The 14,763-nt window shown below is 56.4% G+C and carries 7 protein-coding genes; 6 read left to right on the forward strand and 1 reads right to left on the reverse strand.

The features are described from left to right. Positions 1 to 228: 228 nt before the first annotated feature. The 3 genes from AB1L30_RS12915 to AB1L30_RS12925 all read left to right on the forward strand — a co-directional run bounded on the left by AB1L30_RS12915 (position 229) and on the right by AB1L30_RS12925 (position 9,908). On the forward strand, positions 229 to 2,823 hold the full coding sequence (locus tag AB1L30_RS12915; protein ID WP_367013833.1) for a secretin N-terminal domain-containing protein: 2,595 nt from the start codon (positions 229 to 231) through the stop codon (positions 2,821 to 2,823). Then, the gene (locus AB1L30_RS12920; protein ID WP_367013834.1) at positions 2,824 to 4,464 is read left to right on the forward strand and encodes a proprotein convertase P-domain-containing protein; all 1,641 of its coding nucleotides are present in this window, start codon (positions 2,824 to 2,826) and stop codon (positions 4,462 to 4,464) included. Positions 4,465 to 4,694: 230 nt separating this feature from the next. Next, complete coding sequence (locus tag AB1L30_RS12925) at positions 4,695 to 9,908, forward strand: FlgD immunoglobulin-like domain containing protein (protein WP_367013835.1); 5,214 nt, start codon at positions 4,695 to 4,697, stop codon at positions 9,906 to 9,908. Between the two features lie 14 nt (positions 9,909 to 9,922). On the opposite strand, the gene AB1L30_RS12930 is transcribed toward AB1L30_RS12925, so the two are convergent. Continuing rightward, on the reverse strand, positions 9,923 to 10,744 hold the full coding sequence (locus AB1L30_RS12930) for a sialate O-acetylesterase (protein WP_367013836.1): 822 nt from the start codon (positions 10,742 to 10,744) through the stop codon (positions 9,923 to 9,925). Between the two features lie 192 nt (positions 10,745 to 10,936). Between AB1L30_RS12930 and AB1L30_RS12935 the strand changes: the two genes are divergently transcribed. The 3 genes from AB1L30_RS12935 (at position 10,937) to AB1L30_RS12945 (ending at position 14,707) form a co-directional block, all read left to right on the forward strand. Next, a complete protein-coding gene (locus tag AB1L30_RS12935; protein WP_345084991.1) occupies positions 10,937 to 11,857 on the forward strand; it encodes a cysteine synthase family protein in 921 nt (306 codons plus the stop codon). Between the two features lie 166 nt (positions 11,858 to 12,023). Then, positions 12,024 to 13,319, forward strand: a complete 1,296-nt coding sequence (locus AB1L30_RS12940) for a VCBS repeat-containing protein (protein WP_367013837.1) — start codon at positions 12,024 to 12,026, stop codon at positions 13,317 to 13,319. Beyond that, positions 13,316 to 14,707, forward strand: a complete 1,392-nt coding sequence (locus tag AB1L30_RS12945; protein ID WP_367013838.1) for a tetratricopeptide repeat protein — start codon at positions 13,316 to 13,318, stop codon at positions 14,705 to 14,707. The genes AB1L30_RS12940 and AB1L30_RS12945 overlap by 4 nt, the downstream gene beginning before the upstream one ends. Positions 14,708 to 14,763 lie beyond the last annotated feature (56 nt).

Genomic DNA, 14,763 nt, shown 5'->3' on the forward strand with positions numbered 1-14,763 from the left:
TTGTTGACCTGCCTTACGCCCCACCTGAGTCTTCGATGTCCTGCCTGAGCCAGTTCTCAATCAATTAAATTGAGATATTTTGCGTTTCAAAGCCTTCCAGTTACTCCCCACCTGTTTCTGCAGATCACATTTCTCGAGATTTCTTCGTAGATCGTGATATCGCCCCAAATTCCAAACCGCCCGCCGATCTTGTACCAAAGCCGGGACCTATCACCGGTGGAACCAACCATGCAACGCGCTTCGTCCATTGCTCCGATTTCCTTTTCGTTGTTGCCAGCTTTGCTGCTGTCAGCCTTTGCCACCACCACTGCGTGGTCGCAGGAAACCGTTGAGCCTGCGGCTCCTGTTGTGGAAGAATCGGTCACCAACGATGCATCAGGCATCGAAAGCCGCTTAAGATTTTCGTTCAGCGGTGCCTCTTGGCGCGAAGTTCTGGACTGGCTGGCCGAGGCGGCTGAGCTTTCGTTGTATGTCGACGACGTTCCCACCGGAAGTTTCACCTATTCCGATCGTCAGCAGTACACCGTCGATGAAGCGGTCGCTCGGCTGAACTTGTTTCTGCTTCCCCGCGGTTACGCACTCGTTCGCCGGGATGAATTGCTTTCGGTCATCAACCTCGGCGACCCTCGCGGACTGCAGCAGTTGGATGCGATGGCGAAGGTTGTCCCAGCCGATGGCCTGGAAGGCTTGAACCCGCACGAAGTCGTGAAGTGCTTCGTCCCGCTGGGCCAGGTGGTCGCGTCCGAAGCGATCAGCGAAATGCAGCCCCTTTCGCTAATGACCACTCCGGTCACACTGCCTAAGTCGAACCAGTTGATCATTACCGATACGGTGAAGAACCTGCGAAGTGCACTCGACGTCCTCAATTCGATGCAACAGCCGCAGCAAAGTACCGAATCGATCCGCCGTTTCAACTTGAAGCATGTCGACGCGCAAACCGTCTTGATGGTTGCCGCGACCCACCTTGGCATTCCCGAGAACGCCATGAGCGGCATCGATATCACGATCACAACCGACCTGACTGGCAAGCGTTTGTTCGTGGTCGGATCGGAAGAAAAGCTGAATCGTCTTGAACAACTTCTCAAAGTCGTCGACGTTCCCGACGAAGCGGAACTGGCACCATCGCAGCAGCAGCTCGTTTCGCATCCAGTTACCGGCGATAACTTGCAGGTGATCTACGATGTTCTACAAACGATTCTGGCGGATAAGAACCTGCGTCTCACGCGGCAGGAAGAGAGCAATACGATCGTCGCCCTGGCCGATCCTGAAGTTCACCAACTGATTCGCGAAACGATTGCGGAACTGCAAGCACCTTCGGTTGAGTTTTCCGTCGTTGAACTGGGTTCCGTCGATCCTTACTTCGCAGTATCGCTCATTGGCGAAATGTTCGGCGTCCCGAACGAGATTCCCAAGAAGGGTGAACCAGAACCCAAGGTTGCTCCACCTAAGGTCGATGCCGATCCCGGCAACCGTCGATTATTTGTGCGTGGTACCGCCGATCAGATACGGCAGATTGAACAATTGGTAACCCGCCTCGAAACCCGTTCTCCTAATACCAGCGGAACCGATCTACGATTCGTTCCTCTCACCGGTGCAACCCGCGACGAGTTGCTCGAGTCGGCCAAGCAGTCGTGGGATGGCAACAATCGTCTCGAGATTCTGCCAACCAGTGAATCGACGCAGAACCCAGTCATCGAGCGGACGCTGCATCCCGAATCAGGCACCACCACAGAACCGGCAGCGACCGTTCCGACGCAGTCGCCTGTCGAGATGACCCCGGCACCTCGCAAAACACCAAGGTCGAAGCCTTCCTTAAACGAGGACGACTTCGTCGCGTGGTCTGGTCAAAAGCCTTCAATCCCCACGTCCGTTCCTACCAGCACAACGACTCCTCCGATCCGCACCCAGGTAGTTCCTAATGGGATCTTATTGCAATCAGACGACGTTCAAGCACTCGACCAGTTCGAGCGTCATCTGCGATCGCTTTCCTCACACGAACGCAACGCGATCTCGCCGACGATCGTCTATTACCTAAAGTACGTTTCGGCGGAGGAAGCCGTGAAGATGCTCGCCGACCTGCTGGACGGCGGCAACGCCCTGAGTGATACGCCTAGCGATACACTCGTTCGAGGTTCGGTGAGTGGACTAGGTACTTTCTACGGCAGCTTGCTGTTCGATCGAGATGGCATGACGACGGTCACCGCTGGAACCGCAACGATTGTTTCCGACGCCCGTCTTAATCGCTTGATTGTTCAAGGGACGAAAGAAGACATTGCGACGATCGAAAACTATATGAAGATCATCGACAAAGATTCCAGCATCACCGAGATCGAAACGGCTGGACGCTCGCGAATCATTGCTCTGCGTCATGCGAAGGCCGAGGAAGTCGCCGAAATGATCCGCGAGGCTTTTCCTGGTCGCGTCGATACCTCTTCGCAGCGTGGTAATCCACAAGCACAACAGCAGAATGCCCCTCGTCCCACGAACGACCCACGCGGCGGTGAGGAAGAGCAGCGTCGTGTTGACGACAAGCCGACCCGTGGCAACAAGCCGGTGATGGCGGTCGCCGTCCACGAAGCGAGTAACTCGCTGGTGATTACGGCCCCAGACTCACTTTTCGCGGAAGTACAGCAGTTGGTGGAATCGGTCGATCAACGTAGCGAGCGGGCCGTTCGCGTGATCACCGCAGGGAGTGGCGTCAATCTGGAAACGATTCAGCAGATTCTATCCGAACAGTCGGGCAACACTTCGCAGCGTCCTCGCACGAACAACCGTCCGCGCAGCAATACGCCTACCCGCTCGAATAACTCGCGAGGTCGATAAATGCAGTCGGCAAGCTATCGACTTCCCACGTTCCTGCCACTTCTTCTCTTGATCCTGATGCCGCAATGGGTTTGGGCTCAAGGAGAGTGGATCCATCGTATCGACCGCGACAACAATGGCTTTGTCGAACCGGACGAAATTTCGGATCGGTCGCGTCGATACCTCGAGGAGTTCGCCGTTCCTTACGGTCTGAGCCTTTCGCGGCCGAATTCCGTGAAGAAGCTCGAGCAAGCAGCTCGCCTTCATGCCCAGCGTCAACAAAACGGCGACACGCCAGCTGCAGTCACCGGTGTCGACTCGCCAACGATGCGCGAATTTGGTCCACCGGCCGACAAGCCGCTCCTGCCGGAGTTCGGCCTCGCCGAGGTGAAGTATCCTTACACGCTGGCAGACCTGGAAGAGGTCGAACAGCAACTGCGGCGCTACGATCGTGATCGAGATGGTCGACTCAGCCCAGAGGAGATTGAACGGGGACGATGGTCTGGCCATCCGCCTCTCGATACCGATTTCGACCACGACGGTTACCTCACGCATCTGGAATTGGCCCAACGATACGCCAAACGAAGAATCGAGGCCCAAAGCACAGTTCGCAGTCTTGGCTCGCGACTACCTCCTTCAACGGAAGATCGCCGCGACGATCGCCAGGATTGGCGCGATCGGATGCGAGCCGGTAGTTCACGCAACGGCGACCGCGGCAGTGCTTCACTGGCTGATAGCCTGATGGAACGTTACGACTTCAACCGCAACGACCAGCTTGATCCGCAAGAGATGTCGAGCATCGGCATTACCATCTCGAAGGTCGACTACGACCGGAATGGATCAATCGACAAAGAAGAATTTGCCCGTTATCTGAACGAGGCCCTCGAACGGGAAGCCAGCCAACGCCAGGAAGCGATTCCAACGTGGTTCTTCGAACGCGACCAGGATGGCGACAAGCAGATCTTGATGTCGGAGTTCACCGACCAGTGGGACCAAGAGAAGCTCGACGAATTCGCTTCGTACGATCACAATCAGGATGGCATGATCACCATCGACGAAGTTCTCACCTCGAAGACGGTTGTCGGTGGCCAGTTCTCCAACACCCAGGCTCACCTGTTACTGCCACGTTCGACGGTCGTTTCCGAGATTGAAGTTGCCGACGACTACCTGATCGGCGACCTCAACATCCAGCTTTCGATCACGCACACCTATGTCGAGCAGCTCGATGGCTACCTGATTGGTCCGGATGGGCAGCGGATCGAACTGTTTACCGGCATCGGTGGTAGCGACGATCATTTCGACAAAACGATCTTCGACGACGACAATGGAGAACGGATCTCCCGGGCACGAGCCCCGTTCCAAGGCACCTTCCGTCCCGAAGCGTTGGAAAAACGCCAGCCCGGCTTGAATCACTTCCGTGGCAAGAACCTGAAGGGGACCTGGCAGTTGATGATTCGTGGCAGTCGAAGCGAACGCAGCGGTGTGCTGCACGGCTGGTCGCTGCTCGTGACGCCTGATCGCGAAGCGGTCGATAACCCTGACTCGGTGGCCGAGCGGTTGACACCTACGGACACGTCGGAGGAAGAAGCTACCGAGGGGGAAGGGGAATCTCCCGAGAAATCGTTCCCGCAGCGAGCGAATTTCCCGTTTTCGCGTGACTAGATCGCGAATTTTGCGATGACAACGGCTGCCGCAGCCTGTTAACATGACCTTGTCCGAGCCGTTGGGATCACACGATTTCAATGGCTCGCTTCGTAATGCCCACCTGGTCAGACATCTATCGCGCTCCGATCTGACCCCCATCGTCCCCAGCGCCTGGTCTTCTGTCCCGATCCCCTGATCGTCGACAACTGGCCACGCACCCCCTGTCTTCCTCCAAGAGAGTTCGCGATATGCATCTTGTTGCGCCCACCCTTTGTTTGTGCTTGCTTCTCACTTCGGTAAGCGTCGCCGAGCCCTGGACTTTTCAGGGTACGATTGGCAACTCCGGAGCTGAAGGCGAGTCGCTCGTCACATTCGCAGGCAACGAGGCCTCTGGCTTTGGCCCGGTCTTCGACGCGCAGTCAACAATATGGGAACGTGCTGGCGAGAAGCAGCTCAACCGTTACGCCTTGGATGGACGCCTCTTGGCGAGTTTTCCGCTTCCTGGCAATCACGATCGCCGCTTCGATCGCATCACGCTCGCTGGCGATCTGTTGGTAATGAAGATCCGCGATGCGCTGTACGTGTTGCCAGTGAACAGCGTCAGCGGAACCGAACCAACACGTGTGCTGGGCAACGTCGAAGCACTCGCGGTCAACGCCATCGACGGAAAGGTGGCGATCTCGAAGAAGGGTGCTGGCGCCATCGTATGGTTCAACCCGGTTTCGCTCGAAGAGACGCCGTACCTGCAAACGGACATTCAGACCGATACGCTCCAGATCGATGACGATGGAACGCTATACGGCATGCACAGCAACCAGATCTATGCCTGGAAAGATGGTCAACTCCTCAATGGTTTCCCAAAGAAAATCGACGGCGAGCGTCCGATCAAGGTCGGGGACTATTGGTATAGCTTTGCCTGGCATGGCACGGTCAAGCGGTTCAACGAGCAATGGGAGCCAGAGCCTGGGGTGGTCCTCGGTGGAGCTTCCGGCTCGTTCATTGGTTACTTGCCGCAAAGTGTCGATATCGAAAACGGTCGCGGCCTCACGCACGTGCGAGGCGACATCTTTGCCGTCTCAGGTCTGGACGGCATCGTGCAACTTCTCCAGTGGAATGAACGGGAACAAGCCTTCCTGCCGGTGCGCCGACTTGGGGCCTTACCTTCGTTGAAGGGGCTCGCCCTGGATGCATCTGGTAACATCTGGACGCCACGTGGAAGCTGGCGGTGGGATGCCAATAGTGCTGATGCCGCATCCCTTGGGGATAAGGTTCCCGACGTCATGGCTCAACCAACAGTCATTGACGGGAAAACGCTCTGCCTGCTGAAGAAGCACTACAGCTATGTGCAGCTTTCATCGGGGCCGTTCTTCGATACGAATGGCTGGTCCCACTTTGAAACGAAGGGGATTGCTGATTTCGACCTGGGCGAGAACGTCTCCGGGGCGACGCTGATTCCAGACGGGAACGGGCTGGCGATCTTGTTTGTCGATACGGACGGGAATGCGTTTCAGATGGGGGTGACCAGTTCCGGCCAACCGCGCGGCAAACCGGTTCCTGCGAAGATCACCGGCCTGAGCGGCTGTACAAGTCTTGCCTGGTTTCAGAACCAGCTGATCGCGGGCAACGAATCTAAAGTCGACGTTTATCAACGCGATGAACAAAGCAACTGGCAAAAGCTCGCCCCATTGCAACATGGTGACGGCACGTTCCACGTTCATAGTGATGGAACCACGCTCGCCATTAGCGACACGGCCGCAGGGACTGTCCAAACCTATCGTTCGCTCGACGCCCCCAACGGCGAGTTCACCTCGCTCGATCACCCAACACACGTTGCCATCTCCGGCAATCGCATGATTGTCTACGAATCAGGAAGGCAGCGCATCGTCAAACTCGTACGCGAAGCGACAGAAGCATCGCCCGATCTCACCGTTATCAAGCTTCCCTCGGACACGGAGATCCCGCAGAACCAACTCCCTGGCGAAGCCGATTTTCAATCACTGGGGCGTCCTGGCGGTCTGCCGCTTGAGGTTGCCCTTGTCACCGATAACACCGGCACGACGCTTTCCCTTCGTACGGTTGAACACGAAGATCTTTTGCTGGAAGTCGGGATTGCCAATGCCGAACGGGCTTACGTTCTGACCGGCGATCAGGCGACGCAGAACCAAGGTCATTACCACATTCGTCTGCCCGAAACCGAATGGAAGACAATTCGTCTGGCCGCTTCTCTCACGCTTCCAACCGAACAAGAGCGTTTCGGTTTCGTCGACTCAGCGCCGCTGCATGCCGCATTTAACGCGAATCCTGCGACGTGGGGTCCTTTTGATCTGACGACCCATCACGAAATGGTCGAGGCCCGAAAGCAGGAAATCCGAATCACCTTTGAGCAGCCTGTTTCTGGCAAAGCAACGATCGTCATTGAAGACACCGACGGGAATCGCGTTCGCAATCTGATTTCTGGGCAAAGCTTCATCGCAGGCCGACATACGGTGCAGTGGGATGGTCTCGATGAGACGGGCAAACTGGTCTCGCCGGGCAACTACCATTGGCGTGGGATCACGCATCCCGGCATCGCCCCGCGTTACAAGATGAACTTTGCCAACGGCGGTGAACCGACGACCGCTTCCTGGGGCCCAAACCACAGCACCTTTCGCTGTGCAACGAGCAACGGAGAACGAATCTTCTTCGCGGCTCCCGTTACCGAAGGTGGCTGGGCACTGGTCGCTTTGAATCAGGATGGGAATTTCGTGCAAGGGTACGAACACCTTCACGGATACGGCATTCAAAAAGACGCGATCGCGGCCGACGACCAATACCTTTACTGTGCTCAGGATGGTTTTTCGTGGGGCGGTAACAAGGGGATCGATCTCGGTAGCGACGACTGGAAGGCGACCTGGAAGCTGACGATCGTGCGCTACGATATTCAAACGGGTCGACTGGTTGAGTTTCCCGGAAAGCAGCGTGGAATCGAAGTCGATGAAATGGAAGTCGGTCCCGGCTCGGCACATCCTGATCTGACCGACTTCAACCTGGGCGGTCTCGCCGTTCACGACGGCAAGCTTTACGTTGGCTCGCGAGACGAAGGCAAGGTCCTGGTACTCGACGCCGACACTGGAAAGCAGGTCGATCAAATTAACCTCTCAGGCGTGCGTCATCTGGCGTCTGGTCCATCACTGTATGCCGCCACCGATACTGGAGTAGTTCGACTGCCAGATGGAAAAAGAATGGTCGACGCGAACAAAATGGACCTGACCGGGCTCACGGTTGCTGCCAACGGCGATATTCTGGTGAGCGATGCCAAGCGTCATCAGATCATCCGCTTCGATGCTAATGGCAAACAGCTTTCCACCCTTGGAACACCTGGCGGCGCGTACAAAGGGACCTACGATCCAACTCGGATGGTGAACCCGGCCGGTCTTGCGTTCGGTCCGGATGGCAAACTTTGGGTCACCGAAGATCGCTGGAATCCGAAACGTATTTTTGCGTGGGATCTGACTGGCGAGCCGCATGTTGTCTACGAGAAGTTTGGCATGCCGCATTACGGCGGAGATGGTTCCGGCTTCGATCCAGAGAATCCGCGACGTTGGATTGGACTTGGCTGTTTCTGGGATGTCGACATCGCCGCTGGAACGGCTCGACCGACGTCGATCCTTTCTCTGGAAGAAGGGCATTTCGGAAACTACGAACCGCAGTGCTACCAATTCTTCCGCCAGGATGGACGGACGTTCGTTTGTGCCCGTGGCAAGATTTCGTTGATCTCGGAAGTCTTGCCCGATGGCACCTTGCACGACCTGGCGGCAACGGCTGGTACGCATCACTTTGGTTACGGCTGCGACTGGGATCCACCGCAGGCATACATCGACGCCTTCTATGCCAAGTGGCCTGAGAAGCGTGCTGGTGAGAAACCTGGTCGCAAAGGGGAAGGGAAGCCCTGGTCGCAGCGTGGCATGGGTGTGTTGTGGGTCGATCGGAATGGTGACGGCAAGTCTCAAGCCAAAGAGTTCGACTTCAGCGAAGGAGAACAATATGGCGGCGGGGCCTGGGGGCACCTTCAGAACTCGCTCACATTTGTCATGCCTGTCTCGACGGACGATCAGGTCAGCATCGTCACGATCGAGCCGCAAGGCTTTCTGGCCAATGGCGTCCCCAACTATGGTTCGCTCGAAGCCGCGATCGCCAAGGCGACGCCGATCGATCTTAGCCCAGGCTACAAACGAAGTGGAGTTTCGACCATCCAAGATCGTTTCGGCCGCATGCTATTGAACTCCGATCCGGAAATGAATGCCTATTGGATCGACCGCCCAGGAATTGAACCATTACCCGCCTCCCAGCCGAAGCGCAATGGTACCCATCTCTGGAGCTTTCCAAACCAATGGAGCGACGTGCATGGTTCGCACCATGCGCCGTTGCCCAAGCCTGGCGTGATGCAAGGAACGATGGCGTATTTGGGCGTCGCCCCGCTGGACGAAGAAAGCGATGTGGTCTTCCTTAACGGCAACCATGGCCGCTGTTTTCTACTGACAACCGACGGGTTGTATCTCGATGAAGCGTTCGTCGATGTCCGCGTCAGCTACTTAATGAATGAATACCGCCTCGGCGGAGAGATCTTCGGCGGAAGCTTCGGCCGGTCCTTGTCGGACGGAACGTTCTACGTCCAGATTGGGCACGGTCCGTATCGCATCTACGAACTGGAAGGACTCGGACAAACCAAGCGGATGAAGGGCTCGCTTGCGGTGACGCGGCAACAGGTGCTCGCCGCGCAGCAACAAACCCTGCGTCAGGCATCCGAGCAACAAGCATCCCGTAACGCCGAGTTCCCTGGCAAGATTGCCTGGGACAAAGATGGCAAGTTCAAGGTGGAAGTCAGTGCTGAGATCGTTGCGGATCAAATGCAACTAACCTGGCAGGTCCAGGACCGATCTCCTTGGGTGAACAACGGTCGCGACTGGACGAAGCTCTTCGCGACGGGGGACTCGGTCGACTTCCAGTTTGCCACGAACCATGAAGCCAACCCCAAACGACGTGATCCGGTCCCAGGAGATAAACGCCTGCTGATCGCTCCGCATGATGGCCAACCGCTGGTTGTCTTATACGAACATCGCCTGCCGGAAAAGCAGCAGGGCAATGCGATCGAGTTCACGTCGCCTTGGCGAGCCGAAACCGTTGATAATGTTCAGAAACTGCAGAATGCCAACGTAGAAGTTCGCCAGTCCAACGGCGGCTATCATGTCACCGCCACCGTCCCGCTGAAAGATCTCGGTTTCGATCCACAGCCGGGGATTGCCTATCGGGGCGACTTTGGAGTGACCTATGGCAACGCGGAAGGGACCGACACCAATCTGCGGAGCTACTGGTCGAACGGGAGCACCGGGCTGGTCGACGATATCCCCGGCGAGATCATGCTCTCGCCAGGGTTGTGGGGAACGATCAACTTTCGTGCTGCGGCGGAATCCGATAAGCCGTAGCGCATGTTGTATCGTTATTGATCGCCGCTCTTGCTTTGCAGGTCGAGGTAGGCCTTGGCATAGCGGCGACCGAACTCACGATACGACTTGGCGTTGAAATGCACCTTGTCCCCCTTGTGTGTCAAACCATCGGAACTGACGAACGCACTATTACCATCGCTTTTGGCGATGGCTTGATGGGCCTGATCGACTTGCTGCTTGGCTTCGTTCCAAGGGCTTTCCTCGAACTTGCCTAGCTGTCCGATGATGAAGGGAACATCTTCCGCATCGAGTTCCTTCCGCACGCGAGCGATCAGTTCGGTCAGCTTCTGCTGATAGATCTCGGACTTGCCTTTGCCCGAGTCCGCCTCTCCCTGATGCCATAGAATCCCTTTCAGCTCACCCGCTTTCAGGGCAGCCTTGGCACGCTTCAAGGCATCGTCGTACGGATGCGTGTTGGTTGCCTTGTCGCGGGCTCCAGGGCTCCAACTTGCGATGGGCGAACCACCAACAGCACACGGAATCAAACCGATGGTCACATCTGGATTCGCTTTGGAGACTTCCAGCCCAAACGTACGCCCCAGTCCGACGCCCACCATCTTTGGCTTGTCGAAGTGCAGCGGATCGACGGCAGGCACCCATTGGCCTTCCTTGTTGAACATCAACACTTTTGGATTCTCGATCTGATCGTCAGGCGTCACCTTGCCGCGGCCTGCCATGTTCGATTGGCCAATCAAAAGGAAGAGGTGAAAGTTTTCTTTCTTCGGAACTTTGACTTCCTCGGCCAACGATGGCGCGACGACGTACGACAAGAGCAGGAGGGCGAACAAGCTTGTTCGAGGGAGTGAATGCAACATGGGGCCATTCTTGGGTTGAAGGTGGGTGGCAATTTCCGACGAAGACAGGAAGAGAAACGCGGAATGGAGCCGCGATGGGGTCCTCCTTACTTTAACCCGTTTCGAATTGAATTTATACTTCGGAATTGCCCACAACGTGATCGCGAGCGCATCGCAGATCGCCGGGCGACGCCTTTCCTATTCTGAATGCCAATGATCGATCCACTTGCAATTCTGGCCGGAAGCCGTGTTACGACGCCTTTGGTTCCTATTACCTTGCCAGAATATGGCGTGCCGGTGTGGTGCAAGCTCGAGTTTCTGAATCCCAGCGGTTCGACGAAAGATCGTATTGCTCGGTATATCTTGTCGAAAGCAGTCCGTAGTGGCCGGTTGAAGCCAGGTGACCGTGTCGTGGAAGCATCCAGCGGTTCCACGAGTATCGCCTTCGCGTTGGCATCGGCGCAGCTCGGACTCTCGTTCACGGCCATCATGCCGGAAAGTGTCAGTCCGGAACGCGTGAAAATCATCAAGGCGTATGGAGCCAAGGTCGAACTGACGCCCGCCGATGAAGGCATCGATGCTTCGATTAAGTTGGCCGAGAAACTTGCCGCCGAACAAGACGCGTTCTGGCCACAACAGTTCTCGAACCCCGACAATGCCAAAGCTCACCGTGACGAAACGGCCGCCGAGGTTCTTTGTCAGATCCCGAGCGGATACGTCGATATCTTCGTCAGTGGCGTTGGCACCGGCGGAACTTTGGTGGGCGTAACGCAGGGGCTGCTCTCGGCCGGATGCGATGTCGTGCCGGTGTTGGCCCGTCCGGTCAGTAACAAGTTGATCTCCGACGTCGAATGTTGCAGCTTCAGCAAGCGCATCCCAGGCGTTGTCGATGGGCTGTCCGATATCTTCCAGGAAGCTCAACTGCAGAAGCTGATTGAATTCGAGATCTCGGATGAAGACGCCATCGTCGCCACGCGTCGTTTGATCCAAGCAGGCTTCCCCGTCGGACCCAGCTCTGGGCTCAATTATCTGGCCGCAGTGCGTGCCTACAAAGAACGGGGCGGAACTCCAGTCTGTCTGACCGTCTTCCCCGATCGCATGGAACGCTATTTCTCGACGGATCTATTTCAGTAGAGCAGTCATTCAACGAAGTAGCTTTCAACCGCCGTTCGGCCCAGACTTGCGAGCGGCGCTGTTCATCTGCGATGATTGAGACTTACCGCAAGATGTCTCACCGTGCGAACGTTGCCTGCGCCAACCAGTGTGCAGCATCGCATGCCGCTACTTCAAGATTGTCCCCATGCTCATTCGTCTCGTTCTGTTGATCGTGCTTGCGATTGGCATTCCGATCACCGCGATGGTGATCGGCCCCAGTCTGCGGCAGAAGATCGATCCCGCAAAACTCTATTCTGGCGGTACCTCGTATCCTGCGACGAAGGTCCCATTCACCTTCGAGCCCACCCAGCCGCAGTTTCCTGGGTTGCCTCAAATCACCAATGTCCAAGTCGTCGACTTCGATCAAGATGGTCAGAATGAAATCATTGCGTGCGATTCGCTCGGTAGCCAGATTCTGTTACTCAAACGACGGTCCGACGGAAGCTGGGAGGAATCGACGCTGATCGCCGACGTCGCCGCGCCAGCGCATGCGACGGTCGTAGATATCGATCAAGATGGCGACCTTGACGTCATTGTCTCGGTGCTGGGAAATATCCTTCCCGACGACAGTGTTGTTGGACGCGTCGAACTATTCGAGAACAACGATGGTGAATTCCAGCGACATGTCATTCTGGATGATGTACGACGGGTGGCGGATGTTCAGCCCGGCGACTTCGATGGCGATGGCGACCTCGACCTGGCGGTTGCCGTCTTCGGCTATTCGCGAGGTTCGGTCCTCTGGCTAGAGAACCTGGGTGACTTCTCGTTTCGTGATCACCTTCTGCTGAGTGCCCCGGGGACGATCCACGTGCCCGTTGGTGACTTCGATCAAGACGGCGACCTCGACATCGCAGCGATCGTCACGCAAGACGAGGAAGAGCTGTGGGCCTTCGAGAATCTCGGCAGCGGTGAGTTTCGTCCGCGCTTACTTTGGATGACGTACAACCTCGATTCTGGCAGCGCTGGTCTGGTCGCTGCGGATCTGGATCAGGACGGCGATCTCGACTTTATTCTGCCTGCCGGTGACAACCTGGAAGATTTCGATGCCTACCCTCAGCCTTATCACGGGTGCTATTGGTTCGAGAACCAAGGAGACTGGAAGTTTGTCGAGCATCGGATATCGGATCTCGGTGGAACTTACGCGGCCTCGGTCGCGGACATTAATGGGGACAAACATCTCGACGTGGTGCTAGTCAGCCTGACCAACAATTGGCTAAATCCAGAGAACGCCAGTGTGGTCTGGCTCGAAAACGATGGCCAACAGAACTTCACCCCATGGCAGGTCGCGGCGGAACCTCTGCACTTGGTGACGGTAGCCACCGGAGATGTCGATGGAGACGGAACGGCAGACATCGTTTCCGGAAGTTTGAATGTTCGCCGACCACACCGACACCTAGGGCGGGTGAGCGTCTGGCGTAATCATCAAGGACAGCAGCCATGAAGTACGCCACGATTGCCTTACTGATTTTGGTCGTGCTGGAAGCAATCGGGGCAGGCATCTACCTGTCCAGTGAAGCGGCTCGTACGATTCCGCTGGTTCCTACGGAAGAACTTGCCGATCCAACCATCATGCCGCAAATCGAAGCACTTGCCGAGCAAGCATCCAATGGCACCGCGGACGATTGGCGCATCTACGGCGAGGCCCTCATCGGCAAAGGCTTCTATGCCCATGCCGAACCTGCCTTCCGCGAGGCACTTCGGCAAGATCCTGAAAACTTCGACGCGATGTTTGGGTTGGCTTTCTGCCTCGATCGCATGGGACGCATGCAGGAAAGCAGCGTTGCCTACAGCAAAGTGGTTCAGGCACCGTCCGAGTCGCCAGAGCAACAAATCGGACAAATCAACGCGTTGTTTGCCATGGGACGAAACGCGTTACGAGAAGACGCGCCGGAAGACGCGCAGCGATACTTCCAGCAAAACGAAGACTATCCGGCCGCAGAATACCAGCTTGCCAAGCTGGCGATACGCTCAGGACACGCCGACAAGGCGTTGCCGATCATCGAAAAGAACTTGGCGAACATCCCTTACTCGCTGGGCTTTCATTTTCTCAACCAGCGCGCCCAAACCGAACTCGGCAATACAGAAAGAGCCTATCTCGCGGCGGCTATGGTCGAGCGGTCCGCCTATCTCGTTTCGCAAAACTTCAACACCAACTATGTCGCGCCGTTGGACGAAAGCACTGGCCTTTCCGGCAAGTTAAGCGAACTCCACCTGGCCGCCCTGGATAACGACACCTCCAAAGTCATTGAGATCGCCGAAGCGATCGATCGCGAGGCCATGGATCATAATGTTTTCGTAGCAGACCTGGCGAAGTCAGAGCAGCTGAAGGCATACATTCAAGCCAACGATACAGAGAAAGCGTTGGCACTGATCGAACGACTTCGTGAAAAAGGACGAATCGATGCCGTGACTCTGGAAGCGGAAGGGGATGCGAAGCTTCAGTCCGGTAGCGCTGAGGAAGCAGTCCAGCTTTGGCAACGTGCGGTTCAACTCAGTCCGTCCGAGGCACTGCATGTCAAACTCGCAAAGCAGTTGCCCGATCGCAGCGACTATCACCAAAGTCGAGCTGCCATGATGCGGGGCCTTCACGAATTTCGCCGTAACCGGATACGCGGGGCGATTCCGCATTTTGAGGAAGCGATCCAGCTCGATCCAACGAACGGTCGGGCGATGTTTTATCTGGGCGAAATGCAGTTCTATCTCGACGAGTTCGATCAGGCTGCCGAGGCCTATCGGGCTTGCCTTGAGCAGATGCCAACGCATGGACGTGCCATCAATCGCCTGAAGTTTCTGGATAGTCGAGAGAGCAAGCCAGACCCTGGCACCTAATTCACACAAATTCCAGTTATTTCTTATTCTCTCTAACTGGTTAATTTGATACCCTA

Origin of the sequence: Bremerella sp. JC817 (genome assembly GCF_040718835.1) — a bacterium.
In the GTDB taxonomy this organism is placed as follows: Bacteria; Planctomycetota; Planctomycetia; order Pirellulales; family Pirellulaceae; genus Bremerella.